The 18,365-nt window shown below is 69.4% G+C and carries 14 protein-coding genes; 4 read left to right on the top strand and 10 right to left on the bottom strand.

Annotated elements, in window-relative coordinates:
• Window positions 1-63: 63 nt before the first annotated feature.
• From ACFYW9_RS00720 to ACFYW9_RS00680, 9 genes are all read right to left on the bottom strand, one after another.
• Window positions 64-465 (bottom strand): VOC family protein, encoded by a 402-nt coding sequence (locus tag ACFYW9_RS00720; RefSeq protein WP_389143549.1) that lies wholly within the window; start codon window positions 463-465, stop codon window positions 64-66.
• Between the two features lie 835 nt (window positions 466-1,300).
• On the bottom strand, window positions 1,301-2,434 hold the full coding sequence (locus ACFYW9_RS00715; protein WP_389142868.1) for an ABC transporter ATP-binding protein: 1,134 nt from the start codon (window positions 2,432-2,434) through the stop codon (window positions 1,301-1,303).
• A 13-nt stretch (window positions 2,435-2,447) separates the two neighbouring features.
• Complete coding sequence (locus ACFYW9_RS00710) at window positions 2,448-3,509, bottom strand: ABC transporter ATP-binding protein (RefSeq protein ID WP_351859043.1); 1,062 nt, start codon at window positions 3,507-3,509, stop codon at window positions 2,448-2,450.
• Window positions 3,510-3,524: 15 nt separating this feature from the next.
• Window positions 3,525-4,502: an ABC transporter permease gene (locus tag ACFYW9_RS00705; protein WP_351859041.1), complete on the bottom strand. Its 978-nt coding sequence runs from the start codon at window positions 4,500-4,502 to the stop codon at window positions 3,525-3,527.
• Window positions 4,503-4,600: 98 nt separating this feature from the next.
• The gene (locus tag ACFYW9_RS00700; protein WP_389142863.1) at window positions 4,601-6,394 is read right to left on the bottom strand and encodes an ABC transporter substrate-binding protein; all 1,794 of its coding nucleotides are present in this window, start codon (window positions 6,392-6,394) and stop codon (window positions 4,601-4,603) included.
• A gap of 99 nt (window positions 6,395-6,493) precedes the next feature.
• Complete coding sequence (locus ACFYW9_RS00695) at window positions 6,494-7,540, bottom strand: ABC transporter permease (RefSeq protein WP_351859037.1); 1,047 nt, start codon at window positions 7,538-7,540, stop codon at window positions 6,494-6,496.
• A gap of 485 nt (window positions 7,541-8,025) precedes the next feature.
• Entirely contained in the window at window positions 8,026-9,939 is a 1,914-nt protein-coding gene (typA, locus tag ACFYW9_RS00690; RefSeq protein ID WP_389142859.1) for a translational GTPase TypA, read from the bottom strand.
• Window positions 9,940-10,098: 159 nt separating this feature from the next.
• Entirely contained in the window at window positions 10,099-10,758 is a 660-nt protein-coding gene (locus ACFYW9_RS00685; RefSeq protein ID WP_389142856.1) for a hypothetical protein, read from the bottom strand.
• A 55-nt stretch (window positions 10,759-10,813) separates the two neighbouring features.
• The gene (locus ACFYW9_RS00680) at window positions 10,814-13,324 is read right to left on the bottom strand and encodes an ABC transporter substrate-binding protein (protein WP_389142853.1); all 2,511 of its coding nucleotides are present in this window, start codon (window positions 13,322-13,324) and stop codon (window positions 10,814-10,816) included.
• Window positions 13,325-13,796: 472 nt separating this feature from the next.
• Here ACFYW9_RS00680 and ACFYW9_RS00675 point away from each other — a divergent pair, with 472 nt between their 5' ends.
• The 4 genes from ACFYW9_RS00675 to ACFYW9_RS00660 are packed head-to-tail and all read left to right on the top strand — an operon-like array spanning window position 13,797 to window position 17,808.
• Window positions 13,797-14,123, top strand: a complete 327-nt coding sequence (locus ACFYW9_RS00675; RefSeq protein WP_351859030.1) for a hypothetical protein — start codon at window positions 13,797-13,799, stop codon at window positions 14,121-14,123.
• 45 nt (window positions 14,124-14,168) lie between these two features.
• Complete coding sequence (locus tag ACFYW9_RS00670; RefSeq protein ID WP_389142850.1) at window positions 14,169-14,990, top strand: hypothetical protein; 822 nt, start codon at window positions 14,169-14,171, stop codon at window positions 14,988-14,990.
• An 18-nt stretch (window positions 14,991-15,008) separates the two neighbouring features.
• Complete coding sequence (locus ACFYW9_RS00665; protein WP_389142847.1) at window positions 15,009-16,985, top strand: fumarate reductase/succinate dehydrogenase flavoprotein subunit; 1,977 nt, start codon at window positions 15,009-15,011, stop codon at window positions 16,983-16,985.
• A gap of 52 nt (window positions 16,986-17,037) precedes the next feature.
• Window positions 17,038-17,808: a succinate dehydrogenase/fumarate reductase iron-sulfur subunit gene (locus tag ACFYW9_RS00660; RefSeq protein ID WP_351859024.1), complete on the top strand. Its 771-nt coding sequence runs from the start codon at window positions 17,038-17,040 to the stop codon at window positions 17,806-17,808.
• A gap of 60 nt (window positions 17,809-17,868) precedes the next feature.
• On the opposite strand, the gene ACFYW9_RS00655 is transcribed toward ACFYW9_RS00660, so the two are convergent.
• Window positions 17,869-18,192, bottom strand: a complete 324-nt coding sequence (locus tag ACFYW9_RS00655; protein WP_389142843.1) for a hypothetical protein — start codon at window positions 18,190-18,192, stop codon at window positions 17,869-17,871.
• Between the last annotated feature and the right edge of the window lie 173 nt (window positions 18,193-18,365).

The raw sequence follows: 18,365 nt of genomic DNA, 5'->3' as shown, positions 1-18,365 counted from the left end.
TCAGGACGGTTCGGGGCCACGCGATCCCGGGTGGAGGGACTCCGGCCGAACGGGGCCGGGCCCCTACTCGGCCGGGGCCTCGGTCACGGGGTCCGCGTCACCGCGCTCCACACAGAACTCGTTGCCCTCGGGATCGGTCAGGGTGACCCAGCCTCGTCCGTCGGGACGGGTCCGGTCCGCGACGAGCCGGGCTCCGAGGGCGAGCGCCCGCTCGACCTCCTCCGCACGGGTGCGCCCGCTCGGCCTCAGGTCGAGGTGGAGGCGGTTCTTGACGGTCTTGCCCTCGGGGACCCGGACGAAGAGCAGCGTCGGGCCGCCGTCGGGATCGCGCAGCACGGCCTCCGGGTCGCCGGGCTTGTCGTCCTCGGCCAGGGGCCGCCCGAGCAACTCGCTCCAGAACAGCCCCAGGTCGTAGGGGTCCGCGGTGCAGTCGATGGTGATGTTGTGGATGGTGGGGTTCAACAGGCTCCTCCAGGGATCTTCACGGCGTCACGGCCGGACGCCGTACGTCCGCCGCGGGTGCGGCGACGGTCTTCGGGCGGTGCGCGCGACCCGTCGGCGGCACGCTCCGCCGCCCGCCCGGGGCACCCCGGGCGGGCGGGGTGCCCGATGTCCGTACGAGGGCCGGGAGGGCGGCCCGCCGGATGCGGCGGCGTGCGTGACCGCACGGGTGCGGCCGCGGGAGTGCGGCCGCGGGTGGCACGGCGGGTCGGCACCGCCGCAGGCAGCATGGCGGACGGCGGGGATTCCGGACAGCCCCCCTCGGGCCGACTCCCTTTCCCCGGGCGGGCGTTCGGCACACGGTCGGGCCGTCCGCACGGACCGGACGGCCGCACGGACCAGACGGCCGGACGGCCACACGCGGCGCACGCGGCCGGCCGCGCGAACAGGCCCGGCCGCGTGCGCTCCCGTAAGGACGAGGGACGGAACCAGGAACGGACGCACCGCACCCGCACCGGAACGACAAAGGACCGTGGCGGAAGCAACGTGCTTCCGCCCCGGTCCCGCCGTCGCCGGAGTGCTCCCCGGCCCGGCCGCCGAAGCCGCGCTTCGCGCGCCGCGATCGGCCTCGACGCGACCCCCGCTCCCCCGCGGAGGGCGCCGCGTCCGCGTCTAGGGCCTGTCGTTTGGATCATGCGGCGGGACGCGGGGCAGGGCACGCACGTCTGCGGCGTTGTCGTCGGTCCACGACGCTCCGCGTCGCCTCCCTCCTCCGCCTTGCAGCCGCACGCACCCTGCCCCGCTCGGCCCAGCCGACAAGGCACCGCACCTCAGCGCCACCTGATCCAAACGACAGGCCCTAGTCCGTGCCCTTCTCCGTGGCGTCGTCGGCCGTCTCCAGCGCCGCCAGCGCCGGGTCCAGAACGATGTCCTCGCCGCGGGACTCGGTCGTGGGGTCCTCGGGGAAGTGGCAGGCCGACAGGTGGCCCGCACGGTTGCCCGAGAGCTGGATCAGCGGGGGCTCCTCGGTCGCGCACTTGTCCTGCGCCTTCCAGCACCGGGTGCGGAAGCGGCAGCCGGACGGCGGGAAGATCGGCGACGGGACGTCGCCCGACAGGCGGATCCGCTCGCGGTCCTGGCCGTCACCGTCGATGTCGACCTCGGGAACCGCCGAGAGCAGGGCGTGGGTGTACGGGTGGCGGGGACGGTTGTAGATGGAGTCCCGGTCGCCGACCTCCACCACCTTGCCGAGGTACATCACCGCGACGCGCTGCGAGAAGTGCCGTACGACGGCCAGGTCGTGGGCGATGAAGAGGAACGCGATGCCCAGTTCCTGCTGCACCTTCTGCAGCAGGTTGACGACCTGCGCCTGGATCGACACGTCGAGGGCGGAGACCGGCTCGTCGGCCACGATCAGCTTCGGCTGGAGCGCCAGGGCACGGGCCACGCCGATGCGCTGGCGCTGGCCGCCGGAGAACTCGTGCGGGAAGCGGTTGTAGTGCTCGGGGTTCAGGCCGACGAGCTCCAGCAGCTCCCGGACCCGGTTCTCCCGGCCGCCCGCCGGCTGGATGCCGTTGACCTCCATCGGCGACTTGATGATCGTGCCGACGGTTTGCCGCGGGTTCAGCGAGGAGTACGGGTCCTGGAAGATCATCTGGATCTCGGACCGCACCGGCGCGAGCTGCCGTCGCGAGGCGCGGGTGATGTCCTGGCCCGCGTACGTGATGGTGCCGCCGGTCGGCTCCAGCAGGCGGGTGATGAGCCGGCCCGTGGTCGACTTGCCGCAGCCGGACTCGCCGACCAGGCCGACGCTCTCGGCGACGCCGACCGTCAGGTCGACCCCGTCGACGGCCTGCACGGCACCGACCTTGCGTTTGATCGGGAAGCCGCCGTAGATCGGGAAGTGCTTGGTCAGCCCCTCCACCTTGAGGAGCGTCTCGGCGGACGTACCGGTGGAACCCTGCTGGGCGGGGAGGGTGAGGTTGTTGCTCATGTCTCGGATCTCCCTAGCGCAGCCGGGGCTGGATCTTGTCGATGAATATGGTCTGCTTCTGCTCGGGCGTCAGGTGGCACGCGGCTGCGCGCCCCTCGCCCAGCGGCGGACGGACGTCGGTGCACAGTGTGCCCGACACCTGGTCCTTGTAGACGCACCGCGGGTGGAACGGGCAGCCGGAAGGCGGGTTGAGCAGCGAGGGCGGGGAGCCGGGGATGGGCTCCAGCGCCTCGTTGATGTCGCCGTCGAGGCGGGGCATCGAGCTCAGCAGACCCCAGGTGTAGGGGTGCTTGGGCTCGCTCAGGACCTCCCGCACGGAACCGCGCTCCACGGCCCGGCCGGCGTACATCACCAGCAGGTCGTCGGCCATGTTGGAGATGACGCCGAGGTCGTGGGTGATGAAGACGATCGCGGAGCCGAACTCCTGCTGGAGGTCCTTCAGCAGGTCGAGGATCTGCGCCTGCACGGTCACGTCGAGCGCGGTGGTCGGCTCGTCGGCGATCAGCAGGTCGGGGTCGCACATCAGCGCCATGGCGATCATCGCGCGCTGGCGCATACCGCCGGAGAACTGGTGCGGGTAGTCGTCGAAGCGCGTCCTGGGCTGCGGGATGCCGACCTTCTCCAGCATCTGGACGGCACGGTCCTTCGCCTCCTTCTTGGAGGCGCCGCGGTGCTTCATGAAGGGCTCGGACAGCTGCCGGCCCACCGTGTAGAACGGCGACAGGGCGGTCAGCGGGTCCTGGAAGATCATCGCCATCTTGTTGCCGCGGAGCTGTTCCAGCTCCCGCTCGGTGGCGGTGACGAGTTCCTTGCCGTCGAGGACGATCTCCCCGTCGACGGTCGTCGTCCGCGAGTTGTGCAGGCCGAGGACGGTCAGGTTGGTGACCGACTTGCCGGACCCCGACTCGCCGACGATGCCCAGGGTCTTGCCGCGCTCGACGTCGAAGGAGAGGCCGTCGACCGCCTTGACGATGCCGTCCTCTGTGGAGAACTGCACCTTCAGATCACGCACCGAGAGGAAGCTCTCCGGACCGGTCGGGGCCGGCGCGTCCTCGGTCTTGGTCAGTGTGGTCACGGTGGTTCGTTCTTCCTAGGAGAGCCGGACGCGCGGGTCGATGTAGGCGTACGCGATGTCGGTGAGGATGTTGACGATCAGGATGAAGAAGGCACCGAACAGCATGACGCCCATGGTGAGCGGCAGGTCCTTGTGGACCGCGCCGTCCACGGCGAGACGGCCGATTCCCTGGAGCGAGAAGGTCAGCTCGGTGACCACGGCGCCGCCGAGCATGGAACTGATGTCGATGCCCAGGACGGTGACGATCGGGATCAGCGAGCCGCGCCAGGCGTAGCGGAAGAACACGTACTTCTGTGACATGCCCTTGGCGCGGGCGGTGCGGACGTGCTCCTCGGCCAGCTGCTCGATCATCGAGGAACGCGCCATACGCGTGTACTGCGCGGTGAAGATGGTGGCCATCACCAGCACGGGCAGCAGCATGCCCGTGAACCAGGTCCAGGGGTCGTCGGTGATCGGGTGGTACGCGGGGTTGTCCATCCAGCCCGTGCTGTAGACGAAGATCAGCAGGACGATCGGACCGAGCACGTAGATCTGGAACGAACTGAGCACCATGGAAACGCCGGTGGCGATCTTGTCGATCATCGTCCCGCGCCGGTACGCGGCGATCATGCCCGCGCCGACACCGACGACGACGAACACGATCGCGCCACCCGCGGTGAGCGTGAGGGTGGTCGGGAAGCGGTCCATGATGGTCGACCAGACCATGTCGCCCGAGTAGAACGACTGGCCGAGGCAGGGTGCGCTGCAGTGTCCGGTGGGGTAGTCACGGCCCATCACGATGCCGGACATGAAGTCCCAGAACTGCTGGTGTATGGGGAGGTTCAGGCCCAGGGCCTGACGGATGTCCTCCAGTCTCGAGGGCGAGCAGTCCTTGCCACAGGCCAGCGAGGCGTAGTCGGAGGGCGCTGCGACGAACAGGAAGAACGTGGCGGCGCCGATGAGGAACAGGGTGACGACGGCACCGACCGTGCGCCGAAGAATGAACTGAAGCATGGCGGGAGGGCTGCTCTCTGCGGAGACGGTGGGAGGTTTCACGGAGGTGCGGGGGTGCGCTCCGCCTGGTGCGCACCCCCGCGATCAGCCGTAGAGAGTTACGACTTCACGTACAGGCGGGTGATGTCGATGAGGCTGGACACCGAGCCGTAGCGAGCGCCGCCGATGTTCGAGCCGGAGAGCTGGAACTGCTTGGTGTACCACAGCGGAGCGGCCGGGACGACCTTCTCCAGCAGGTAGTGCTGGGCTTCCTTCCACGTCTTGGCGGCCTCGACCGGGTCCTGGCTCAGCGCCTTCTTGATGAGGGCGTCGACCTTCGGGTCCTTGACGTGGGAGTAGTTCGGCGCACCGTCGGCGACCTGGTCACCGTCGTAGACCGGCGTGACGACCGTGGACGGCGACGGCCAGTCCTGGCCCCAGCCCGAGATGTACATGTCGTACGGGTTGTCGAGCTTGCCGATCTGCTCGTAGTAGCTCGCCGCGTCGACCTCCTTGGAGACGACGTCGAAGCCGACCTTGCTCAGGGCGTCCTCGATGGCGACCTTGCGCTTCTGGCCGGGCTCGCTGTTGGAGTACGCGAAGACGACCTTCTTCTCGGCGGCCGGGACGCCCTTGAGGAGCTCCTGGGCCTTCGCGATGTTGCCCTGCGGCGCCTTCAGACGGCCGTAGGGGTCGTACGACGCCTCGTAGCCCGGCAGGGTCGGGGCGAAGTAGTTCGGGGCCACGTCGCCGCCGTAGACACCGCCCTCACCGGCGATGAGCGACTTGGAGTTCACCGCGTAGGTGATCGCCTGACGGACCTTCAGGTTCTTGACGCGGTCGAGGTTGAACGTCAGCTGCATGACGTAGGGCTGGTAGCCCTTGACCGTGCGCTTGCTGACCTCCGGGTTGCCGATGACGTCCTGGATCTGCGTGGCCTCGACGCCGGCGGTGAGCTGGATGGCGTTCTTGTCCTTGCCCTGGTCGGCGATCAGACGCTTGGTCTGGGTCGACTCGGTGACGCCGAACTGGAAGTCGAAGCCGTCCGCGTACTGGTGGCGCACGGAGTCGGTCTTCGGGTCCCAGTTCGTGTTCTTCTTGAGGATGAGCTCCTTGCCGACCTTGTTCGAGACGATCTTGTACGGGCCGGTGGCGACGGGGGCCTTGTCGTACTTCTCCTTCGTGTCCGTCTTCGCCGGGACGACGGCGTAGCCGGCCATGGCCAGCGTCTGCGGCAGGTCCGGGCGCGCGGTGTCGAAGTGGAAGACGACCGTCTTGTCGTCCGGGGTGTCGAGGACCGAGGCCGGCAGGTGCTTCTTGCCGAAGCCGCCGTCCGGCAGCGCCTTGCGGTAGTCGGCGCCGCTCAGCCAGGTCTGCAGGTAGGTCGGGCCGTCGAAGACGAACTTCGCGTAGAGGCGCTCGACGCTGTGGCGGACGTCGGCGGACGTGATGGCCGCGCCCTTCTCGTCCTTGATGCCGTCCTTCAGCGTGAAGGTCCAGGTCTTGCCGCCGTCCGAGGACTTGCCCGCGTCGGTCGCGAGGTCACCCACGACCGAGACGCCGCCCTTGCCGTCCTCCTTGAACTGGGTGAGGCGACGGAAGAGCAGGTTGGCGACCTGGCCGGCGTCGGAGACGTAGATCTGACCCGGGTCCAGGTGGGAGAGGCCCGCCTCCTGGTACACGGCGATGGTGCCGCCGGACTTGGCACCGGCGACCTCCTCGGCGGGACCGGTCGAACCCGCGGCGTCGGCGTAGGTGACCGCCTTCGACTGGACCGAAGCCTGCTTCTGGTCCTTCTTCGAGTCGGCGTCGGACTTGCCGCCGTCGTTCTTCGAGCAGGCCGTCAGTACGAGGGAACCGGCTGCAAGAGCGACGACTATGGCGCGGGCTCTGCGCGAGCTGCTGGGGTTCATTTGGCGAATACCTACCTGTCGGTTGTTATCCATGAGTACTGCCTGACGCGGCTGGTAGGCCGACGCGGGGGCGGCAGTCACCCCCCACCAATGGACGTTTTAGCGCCCGGACTTGGGGTCGAACGCGTCCCGGACCGAGTCTCCGAGGAGATTGAAGGCCAGGACGAAAATCACCAGCGCCAGTCCGGGGAAGAAGAGGAACGCCGGATCCTGCTCGGTGTAGTTGGCAGCAGCGGCGAACAGCCGTCCCCAGTCCGGGGTCGGTTCGACGAACCCGACGCCGGCGAAGGAAAGGAAGGCGATGGTGAGGATAGTGCTGGGCAGCGAGTACGTGAACTGCACCAGGATCGGCGTCACCACGTTCGGCAGGATCTCCTTGCGGACGATCCGCGCCGGGGAGGCGCCGGAGACCTTGGCGGCTTCGACGAACTCCCGCTCACGCAGGGACAGCACGGTGGAGCGAACCAGTCGGGCCATACCCATCCAGCCCAGCACCCACAGCACGATCAGCATCGCCAGGGCGCGGAAGTACGTGGGGGTCTCCTCCCGCGGGTCGACGAAGAACGCGGTGACCACGGGCATGAAGGCGATGAAGAACAGCTGCTGCGGGAACGAGAGGAAGAAGTCGGTGACCCGGCCGATCCAGTAGTCGGTCCGGCCGCCGAAGTACCCGCCGATCAGACCGATGATCACGCCCGTGACCATCAGCAGGACCGTCACACCGAGCGCCATGAACAGCGACGTCCGCATGCCGTACACCAGCATGGCGAACAGGTCACGTCCGTACTGGGGCTCGACGCCGAACCAGTGGTCCCCCGAGACACCCCCGAAGTAGCCGAGCGGCAGTCCGAACTGGTCGAGGACGGGCTTGTCCGCGTAGGTCGGGTCCTGCCCGTAGAGCGTGTACGGGTTGGTCCCGCTCAGCTTGACCAGCAGCGGCGCGAGCAGCGAGACGGCGAAGTACAAAATCACTACCACGGCGCAGATGACACCGGTACGGTCACGCTTGAAGCGCTGCCACATCAACTGGCCGGGAGAACGGCCCTCGAGCTTCTTCTCGCCGCCCTTGGCGGGCTCGTGCGTCTCGAGCTCGGGGACCAAGGCGATCGACGGCCCGGTGCCCTCAGCCTTGGCTGGACTGGTCATGTTTGTTCTTCCCCCGGGGGGTTGAGAGTCGTGCGCAGCACAGATACCGGCAGGTTCTGTGGTTTCAGGGAACTTTCACCAAGTAGGTCAAGGCGCGTCAAGAGCCGAAGGCATAGGGAAATCCCTACCGTCGATTTTTTGAGCAAAAATTGCAGAGAACGACACCTACACGCGCTTGACACGTGAGAACGGAATCTCGCAAAACGGGCATCCGTGAGGAAAATTTCGTTTACGTGTCCGAAACTTGATTGTCCGGTGCCCGATATGCGAACGCCTCTGTATCGTTCACACGCTGTTGCCCGAACTGGCACGGTTTCGTCCCCGGACACACGGAAGGCCCGGCTCCCCGCAGTGCGGTGAACCGGGCCTTTCAGAGGCCACCCGGACGGCACGTCACCGGGCCTTCAGGAGGCCCCTGGACGGCACGTCACGAACCCGGCGGACACCGCTCGCGGCGGCGTCCGTCGGGTCCGGCGACCGGCTTGTCAGCCGTGCTTGGCGCGGCTGGCCGTGCGACCGCGCTCCTTCTGGTCGAGGACGACCTTGCGGATGCGAACGGCCTCCGGGGTAACCTCGACGCACTCGTCGTCGCGGCAGAACTCCAGCGACTGCTCCAGGGAGAGCTTGCGCGGCGGGACGATCGCCTCGAACGAGTCGGCGGCGGCGGACCGCATGTTGGTGAGCTTCTTCTCCTTGGTGATGTTCACGTCCATGTCGTCGGCGCGCGAGTTCTCGCCGACGATCATGCCCTCGTACACCTCGGTGCCGGGGTCGGTGAACAGCACACCGCGCTCCTGGAGGTTCGTCATCGCGAACGCGGTGACGGCGCCGGCGCGGTCGGCGACCAGCGAACCGTTGTTACGGGTCGTCAGGGTGCCGAACCACGGCTCGTGGCCCTCGTGGATGGAGTGGGCGATGCCCGTGCCGCGCGTGCCGGTCAGGAACTCGGTCCGGAAGCCGATGAGGCCGCGGGACGGGACGACGAACTCCAGGCGGACCCAGCCGGAGCCGTGGTTCGACATGTTGTCCATCCGGCCCTTGCGGACACCCATGAGCTGCGTGACCGCGCCCATGTGCTCCTCGGGAACGTCGATCGTCATGCGCTCGACGGGCTCGTACACCTTGCCGTCGATGACCTGGGTGACCACCTGCGGCTTGCCGATGGTCAGCTCGAAGCCCTCGCGGCGCATCTGCTCGACCAGGATGGCGAGCGCGAGCTCACCGCGGCCCTGGACCTCCCAGGCGTCCGGGCGCTCGGTGTCGAGCACGCGCAGCGAGACGTTGCCGACCAGCTCGCGGTCGAGGCGGTCCTTGACCTGGCGGGCGGTGACCTTGCGGTCCTTGTCCTTGACCGCGGCCTTGGCGTCCGCGCCCTTGCCCGTGCCGCCGCGGCCGACCAGCGGCGAGGTGTTCGTGCCGATGGTCATGGAGATCGCCGGCTCGTCGACCGTGATGAGCGGCAGCGCGACCGGGTTCTCGGGGTCGGCGAGGGTCTCGCCGATCATGATGTCCGGGATACCGGCGACGGCGCAGATGTCACCGGGGCCGGCCACCTCGGCGGGCTTGCGGGTGAGCGCCTCGGTCATCAGCAGCTCGGTGATGCGCACGTTGGACATCGTGCCGTCGCGCTTGATCCACGTGACGGTCTGGCCCTTGCGCAGCTCGCCCTGCTCGACGCGGAGCAGCGCGATACGGCCGAGGAAGTTGTCGGCGTCCAGGTTGGTCACGTGGGCCTGGAGCGGCGCGGACTCGTCGAAGGACGGGGCCGGGACGGACTCCAGGATCGTGGTGAAGAACGGCTCCAGGCTGTCGCTGTCGGCCGGGACGGTGCCGTCCTCCGGCTTGGTCAGCGAGGCCACGCCGTCACGCGCACACGCGTAGACGATCGGGAACTCGATCTGCTCCTCGTCGGCGTCCAGGTCGAGGAAGAGGTCGTACGCCTCGTTCACGACCTCTTCGATGCGCGAGTCCGGGCGGTCCGTCTTGTTGATGCACAGGATGACGGGCAGGCGGGCCTGCAGCGCCTTGCGCAGCACGAAGCGGGTCTGGGGCAGCGGGCCCTCGGAGGCGTCGACCAGCAGGACGACCGCGTCCACCATCGACAGACCGCGCTCGACCTCACCACCGAAGTCGGCGTGGCCGGGGGTGTCGATGATGTTGATCGTGATGACGTCGCCGCCATCCTTCGGGTGGTACTTGACCGCCGTGTTCTTCGCCAGGATCGTGATGCCCTTCTCACGTTCCAGGTCGTTCGAGTCCATCATGCGGTCGTCCAGCGACTCTGCGGCGTGCGCGGCGAAGGCACCGGCCTGCTTGAGCATGGCGTCGACCAGAGTGGTCTTGCCGTGGTCGACGTGGGCGACGATGGCGACGTTGCGGATGTCGTGGCGCGTGGCCATAATGAGGCGCTTCTCCCGGAGTGAGTGGACGGCCTCCGCGTCGCGGGGCCTGCCGGGCTGAACACGCCACGGCCTTACCCCATCGTACGGGGCCCGGACGGAGACGGCCTCCGCGGGCCCTGGTGCGCGCCCCTGCGGGGGCGGGTCCCAGCCGTGTGATCAGGCACTCTTCGCCGCAGGTGAACCGGCAGGACAGAGCGTGCGGGCGGCCGTACGTCCGGCGGCCCCCGTCTTCGCGGGGCCTTCGTCGATCATGCGCTCCGCACAGGAGAGGAACCCGCCGCCGACCGTCTCCCAGGTCACCACATGCCCCCTGACCGGCTCGGCGGCGCCGCCCCGGCAGGTGTAGGTGAAGTCGGCCTCGACCAGGGCGACGGAGTTCCAGGCGTAGTACGAGCCCTTGAGGTCCCCGAGGTCATAGGTGAACTCGCTGGGGGTCTCGTCCGGCTCGGCCGGCTCCGACGGACCCGCGAGCGGTTCGTCCGTCCCGAGATGCCGGCCGAGGGCCTTGATGGCCTCCGCGGCACGGGCCCCCGGGCCCGTGGACGTCATGTGGGGCTTGTAGCTGACGCCCCTCAGCGGCCTGATCACTCCTGAGACGGAGTCCGTCTTCCGCTTCAGCGTGATCGGGTCGGCGAGCCCGGTCAGCTTCTGCTCGCGCACGACGCCGGACCAGGCGTACGTTCCGTGCGCGCACGCGGCGGCCGTGCGGTCCTTCTCGTCCCGCCCCTCGGTGCCGCCGGTACAGGCGGCGGTGCCGAGGAGCAGGATCCCCGCGGCGAGTCCCGCCGCGGGGTTCGTGAGCGCGCGCCGGTTCATGGTCGTCCCCCGTGTTCCCGTGTCCAGCGATGATCACCGGACACGGGAGGACACCCTACTTGCCGGTACGGCCCGCTGTCGGGGTCTGCTGCGGCCCCTTCGCGCCCTTCTTGAGGAAGCCCATGTCCTCGTACACCGGAGTCTGGAAGCCAAAGGCTCCGGTGTTCGCCAGGCCGGCGCGGGCGGCGGCGAGCTGGGGGCGCTGATAGAGGGGGATGGAGCCGGCGGCGGCCCAGATACGGGCGTCCGCCTTGCGGACCAGGGAGCGTCCCTCGTCCTCGTTCAGGGTGGAGAGTGCCTGGTCGAAGAGCTGATCGACCTGGTCGGTGCCGACGCGGGTGTAGTTCTGCTCGACGCTCAGCGAGCCGTCCGCCGCCGGAACGGGCTTGGCGTAGATCGGGCGGGCGTCGGTGGCCGGGAAGGCGGAGGCGGGCCACGAGTAGAGCGCCAGGTCGTAGTCCCCCGAGGCGATGTGGTCCTTGAAGTAGCTGTCGTCGGAGACCTTCGTGATGTCCGTACGGACACCGACGCGTTGGAGCATCCGCGCGATCCGGCCGGCCACGAGGCGCAGGGACTCCGAGCCCGCCCCGGAGGGAACGACGAAGCGCAGCGCGAGCGGTTTGCCGTCCTTGGCGAGGACGTTGGACGCGGCGCCCGCCGGAGCGGCCGTCCCCTTGGGCGCGTACGCCCCCGGAAGGCCGCCCTGCCCGGCGTACTGCCGCCCGTCCAGGTGCCGGGCGGCCTGCTCGTCCGTGCGGACGCCCTGCAGCACGCCGGTCTGCTGCTCCTGCCTCCTCGCGTGGTCCTTGGGGTCCTGGGCCGGCTCCCGGCCCACCCCCGAGGGCTTGTCGTCGTCACCGAGGACGTACGTTCCGCCCGCGCCCGGCCTGCCCTCCTCGCCTCCGTCGCCCTTCTTGCCCTTGGAACCGGCCGCCTTCTCCGTCTTCTTCTGCTCCGTGACGGGCCCGCCCGGCACCCACCCGGCGTCCGCGAGCAGCGCCCGCGCCTCGGCGGTGTCCTGGTTGCCGAGGGCGCCGCTGCTGTCGGCGTACGCGGCCTGTCCGGCGAGGGCGAGATGGCTGCCGACCGGCTCGGCGGGCAGGCCGAGCGGCTGGAGGACGACCCGGGCGAGTTCCTTGCGGTCCAGGGCACGGGCCACGGCGCGGCGGACGCGCTCGTCGGCGAGTGGGCCCTCGGAGCCGTTGAGGGCGAGCTGTGTGTAGGCGGGTTCGAGGGACTTGCGGACCACGAAGCCGCTCAGCGCCGACCGCGAGGCCGTCTTCGCCCCGCTTCCCTTCGTACCCGGCTCCCCCTTCTCGCTCTCGTCGTCGCGCTCGCTCCCGTCGGCCTTCTCGTGCTCGGCGCTCTTCTCGCCGTTCTCGTCCTTGTCGCTCTTGTCGCTCTCGTCGCTCTCCTCGTCGTCCTTCGAGCTCTTCTCGTGCTCGGCGCTCTCGTGCTTGTCGCTCTTCTCGTGCTTGTCGCTCTTCTCGTCCTTGTCGCTCTTCTCGTCCTTGTCGCTCTTCTCGTCCGCCGGGTTCTTGCCGTCCTCCTCCTCGGACTCGGACTCGGACTCGCTCTTCTCGCCCTTCTTCCTGGACGTGTCCTTGTCGCTCTTCTCGCTCTTCTCCGCGGACGGGTCCTTCTCGCTCGTCGCGGAGGCCCCCTGCAACGGCGCGCCGTCCTTGTGCCGGGCCGCGAGCGTGATGCGCTCGGCCTCGGCGGGGTCGATCTCGGCCAGGTCGAGCCTGTCGTCGGCGAGCGCCTCGGCCCTCTTGTCACGGGCGACGGCCACCAGATCGATCTCGTCGAGCTTGCTGGGGCGGCCCCACCAGCGCGCGTTGCGCGTGAGGCGCACCTTCCCGGCCTTGCGGTCGACCGTCTTCAGGGCGAAGGGCCCCGCGGTGACCTTGAGTTTGCGCCGCGCCCCGTCGTTGAAGGAGTCCGCGGTACCCATGACGTCCTTCGGGTACAGCGGCGAGAACAGCGCCTTCCAGTCGGCGTAGGGCCGCCTGAAGGTGACGCGGACCTCCAGGTTGTTCTTGCCCCGCTCGATCTTCTCGATACGGTCGTAGCCGGCGTTGCGTGCCGTCCAGTACGCGGAGTCCTTGCCGGACAGGGCGCGCCACTGGGCGGCGAAGTCGGCGGCGCCGATCTCGCGTCCGTCGCTCCACACGGCCTGCTGGTTGAGCTTGTACAGCACGACCTGCTTGGGCGACGTGCCCACGACCTTCGCCGACTCCAGGTAGTCGGAGTTGATCTGCGGCCGCCCGTTCGCGTCGAGCCGGTACATCGACGGCAGGACGGCGCCGGCGACACGGGCGGTCGCGGCGTCGGCGTCCGCCTGGAACGCGTTCAGCGTCTCCGGTACGGCGTCCACGGCCCAGCGCAGGGTGCCGCCGTCGGCGATCAGGTCACGGGACGCGGGCGCGATGTCCTGCACGGCCACGGGCCTGTCCGCCTCGTCGTCCGCACTGCACGCGGCGAGGGCGGGTACCGCGAGCACACCCGCGGTGAGGAATACGGCCGAGCGCATCACCGCGCGCAGTCCGACGCCTTCGTGGGACATCACTGCAACCTCCGGGGGACGCTCCGCCGCGGGGGCAGGTCTGCTTCTGATCCCGTTCGGCGGCATTAGGGAGCTCATCTGATCTACAGGCCAACTGAAGAACAGATCGGCAGAGGGGGAGCGGCGACACGGCGACGGGCGCCCGGAACCCACTCGTGCGGCCCAATCCGGAACCCGCCCGGGGCCACGTCGCGGGCGCCCGCCCGGACCCGGCGCACACGGGGGCGCGGCCCCGCTGCCCGCTCCCACCCGCCGTCCGGCCTGCCGCGCGACCCTCCGGCTCGCTCCCGGGCGCGCGGGGAACCCGACCGGCGCGCGCGTCGGAAACCCGGCGCACGGGGTTCGTTCTGGAGCGCGAGGGCCTTCAATCCGTGCACACGCCTTCACACAGGTGCTTGTGACGCGCAACACTCGCAGGCGCATGAACGTTGCCGCCTGAAGGCCGCTGGGCCCACGGAAGTGAGGGCAAGTCATGTCCGTGCACGACGACCTGACGTCAGTCCAGCGCTGCCTCGACGATCTTCAACGGTCGGTGCGGCGCCTGGAACAGCAGATGGGCACCGGTCTGGAGATGCGCCGCGTACGCGCCGACGCCGACCACCTGCGCGAGAGTCTCGCGCTGCTGCGCGAGTCCGCCGCGGCCCGCGCCCCCGGGCTCCCGGCCGTGCCGGGACCGGCGGGAGCCGTGTCCGGACGGCTGCCCGACCTGGTGCCCATACCCGACACCCCGTACGACAGCTCCTTGTGGACCGATTCCGACGACGAGGGTCTCGGCGCGCACCACGGTCCCTCCCACTAGCGCCCGCGACACCGGCGCACCCCCGAACCCGACCGGAGTGCGAAGTTGGCCACTGGTACGGAACCTCATCTGAACAGCGGCGGAGTACGAACCGGTACGCGCGCCGCGATCGCCGCCCCGCATCTGCGGACCGACCGCTGGTGGCTGGCGCCCGCCGCCACCGCGGCCGGGTTGCTGGCCTTCATCGTGTACTCGACCTGGCGGGCCTTCTCGGACACGCACTACTACGCGGCGCCCTACGTCTCACCGTTCTACTCGCCGTGTCTGGCCGAGCGGTGCGGGACCATGCGCGCCGGGCCGAACGCGGACCTGTTCGGGAGCTGGTGGGCCGTCTCCCCCGCGATCATCATCCTGGTCTTCCCGCTCGGCTTCCGGCTGACCTGCTACTACTACCGCAAGGCCTACTACCGGGGCTTCTGGGCGAGCCCGCCGGCCTGCGCGGTGGCCGAGCCGCACAAGAAGTACACCGGTGAGACCCGCTTCCCGCTGATCCTGCAGAACATCCACCGGTACTTCTTCTACGCGGCCCTCGTCGTCGCCGGCATCCTGACGTACGACACCGTGCTCTCCTTCCGCGACGAGCACTACGCCTGGGGCCACATGGGCCTCGGCACCCTGGTGTTCCTGGTCAACATCACGCTGATCTGGGCGTACACCCTCTCCTGCCACTCCTGCCGGCACATCGTCGGCGGGAAGCTCAAGCACTTCTCCAAGCACCCCGTGCGGTACCGGATGTGGCAGTGGGTCGGGAAGCTGAACGCCCGTCACATGCTGCTCGCCTGGGCGTCGTTGGTGAGCGTGGCACTCGCCGACTTCTACGTGTACCTGGTCGCGTCCGGCGCCTTCGACGATCCGCGCTTCTTCTAGATTGGGTGGAGCCCCCTGATGTCCGTGGTCGACCGACAGGAGTGGGACGTCGTCGTGGTCGGTGCCGGTGGCGCCGGACTGCGGGCCGCCATCGAGGCACGCGAGCGCGGTGCCCGTACGGCGGTGATCTGCAAGTCGCTGTTCGGCAAGGCCCACACGGTGATGGCCGAGGGCGGCATCGCCGCCGCCATGGGCAATGTGAACTCCGGCGACAACTGGCAGGTCCACTTCCGCGACACCATGCGCGGCGGCAAGTTCCTCAACCAGTGGCGGATGGCCGAGCTGCACGCCCGGGAAGCCCCGGACCGGGTCTGGGAGCTGGAGACCTGGGGCGCGCTCTTCGACCGGACGAAGGACGGGCGGATCTCGCAGCGCAACTTCGGCGGCCACGAGTATCCGCGCCTCGCCCACGTCGGCGACCGCACCGGGCTCGAACTGATCCGCACGCTCCAGCAGAAGATCGTGTCCCTCCAGCAGGAGGACAAGCGGGAGACCGGTGACTACGAGTCGCGTCTGAAGGTCTATCAGGAGTGCACCGTCACACGGATATTGAAGGACGGACAGCGGGTCTCCGGGACCTTCTGCTACGAACGGGAGTCGGGGCGCTTCTTCGTCCTGGAGGCCCCCTCCGTCGTGATCGCCACCGGCGGCATCGGCAAGTCCTTCAAGGTGACCTCCAACTCGTGGGAGTACACGGGCGACGGGCACGCGCTGGCGCTGCTCGCCGGGGCACCGCTGCTGAACATGGAGTTCGTGCAGTTCCATCCCACGGGCATGGTCTGGCCGCCGTCGGTCAAGGGCATCCTCGTCACCGAGTCGGTGCGCGGTGACGGCGGGGTGCTGCGCAACTCCGAGGGCAAGCGGTTCATGTTCGACTACATCCCCGACGTCTTCAAGGAGAAGTACGCGCAGTCGGAGGAGGAGGGCGACCGCTGGTACGAGGACCCGGACCACAACCGGCGTCCTCCGGAGCTGCTGCCGCGCGACGAGGTGGCGCGGGCCATCAACTCCGAGGTGAAGGCGGGCCGCGGATCACCGCACGGCGGCGTCTTCCTCGACGTGTCGACCCGGATGCCCGCCGAGGTGATCAAGCGCCGGCTTCCCTCGATGTACCACCAGTTCAAGGAGCTGGCCGACGTCGACATCACCGCCGAGGCGATGGAGGTCGGGCCCACCTGCCACTACGTCATGGGCGGCATCGCGGTCGACTCGGACACGGCGGCGGCGCGCGGGGTGCCCGGGCTGTTCGCGGCCGGTGAGGTCGCGGGCGGTATGCACGGCTCCAACCGGCTCGGCGGCAACTCGCTCTCCGACCTGCTGGTGTTCGGGCGGCGGGCCGGGTGGCACGCGGCGGAGTACGCGGCCGGTCTCACCGGGGACGGAGCCCGCCCGCCGCTGGACGACACCCAGATCGACGCGGCCGCCGCGGAGGCGCTGCGGCCCTTCTCCGCCGAGGGACCCGAGTCCGTCCCCGCCGCGCCGGCCGGTGGCGCGCCCGCCGTCGCCTCGCAGCCGCCGGAGAACCCGTACACCCTGCACCAGGAGCTCCAGCAGACCATGAACGACCTGGTCGGGATCATCCGCCGCGAGGCCGAGATGGAGCAGGCCCTGGAGAAGCTCGGCGAGCTGCGGGTACGGGCGCGCCGGGCCGGGGTGGAGGGCCACCGTCAGTTCAACCCGGGCTGGCATCTCTCCCTCGACCTGCGGAACATGCTCCTGGTCAGCGAGTGCGTCGCCCGGGCGGCGCTGGAGCGCTCGGAGTCGCGTGGCGGCCACACCCGCGAGGACCACCCGGCGATGGAGCGTTCCTGGCGCCGGATCAACCTGCTGTGCCGGCTCACCGACCCCACCGGCGGACTGGCCGCCACCGACCCGGTGGCCGGACAGATCGACCTGGTGAACGAGACCACCCAGCCCGTCCGCCCCGACCTGCTCGCCCTCTTCGAGAAGGAGGAGCTGGTCAAGTACCTCGCCGAAGAGGAGCTGTACGAATGAGCAGCCGCAAGGAGCGGTACGGGCAGGAGCGGTACGAGGAGGGGCGGTACGCGTGAGCAGTTACAAGGCCCGCTTCAAGGTGTGGCGCGGAGATGTGAAGGGCGGCGGCCTGGAGGACTTCGGGGTCGAGGTCAACGAGGGCGAGGTGGTGCTGGACATCATCCACCGGCTCCAGGCGACCCAGGCTCCCGACCTCGCCGTGCGCTGGAACTGCAAGGCGGGCAAGTGCGGTTCGTGCTCGGCGGAGGTCAACGGCCGGCCGCGGCTGATGTGCATGACGCGGATGTCGGTGTTCACCCGGGAGGAGACGATCACCGTCACCCCGCTGCGCGCCTTCCCCGTCGTACGGGATCTGGTGACCGACGTCGGCTTCAACTACGACAAGGCGCGGGAGGTCCCCGCCTTCGTTCCGCCCGCCGGTGTCGGCCCCGGCGAGTACCGGATGATGCAGGAGGACGTCGACCGGTCGCAGGAGTTCCGCAAGTGCATCGAGTGCTTCCTGTGCCAGGACACCTGCCATGTGGTCCGTGACCACGAGGAGAACAAGCCCGCGTTCGCCGGACCGCGCTTCCTGATGCGGGTGGCGGAGCTGGACATGCACCCGCTGGACGCGGCCGCGGACTCCGGCCTGGACCGCAAGCGCACGGCCCAGGACGAGCACGGTCTCGGCTACTGCAACATCACCAAGTGCTGCACCGAGGTCTGCCCGGAGGGCATCAAGATCACGGACAACGCGCTGATCCCCTTGAAGGAACGGGCGGTCGACCGCAAGTACGACCCGCTCGTGTGGCTGGGATCGAAGATCGGCCGACGGCGGACGTAGGCGAGGGCCCGGGCGGGGGCGGGGGCGGCACGCCGTCCCCGGTCCGCTCGCGTCCTGCCGTCACCGCCCTTCGGTGTCCGGCGGGACCACGGGGCGTCGGCCCGGGTGCTGCCCCATCATCTGGATCACCTGGCTCGCGACGAACAGGCCCATCCCGCCCAGGGCGTACGGCGTGAACTCGGCGTCGGGTCCGCGGAACGGTCCGAGGAACATGAAGAGGGACCATCCCACGGCCCCCGTCAGCGCGCCCCAGCCCCACAGCTTCGGGCGCACGACCCTGCGACGCGCCCACGGCGGGATCCAGTACCTCGCGATGGCGGCGATCCCGAATCCGGCCTGCGCGATGACGATCAGTGCGGCGAACCCGACGAGATACCAGTGCATCGAACCCCACTCCCCCGCGTGCCGTACAGGGGCACGCGGCGTGATCATCGCACGCGGGATCCGGGCCGTCATCACATGGTGCGGCGTCCCACGGCGAACCGATCGCGTGCGGCCCCGGGCGGCCCCGGGCGCCCGGGGGAACGGCCCCCGCGCCCCTCCCGTCCATCCCGATA

The sequence above is a fragment of the Streptomyces sp. NPDC002698 genome, assembly GCF_042888945.1.
GTDB lineage: Bacteria > Actinomycetota > Actinomycetes > Streptomycetales > Streptomycetaceae > Streptomyces.
Note: the sequence above shows the minus strand (reverse complement) of the source record. Positions and strands in the feature narration are given on the sequence as shown.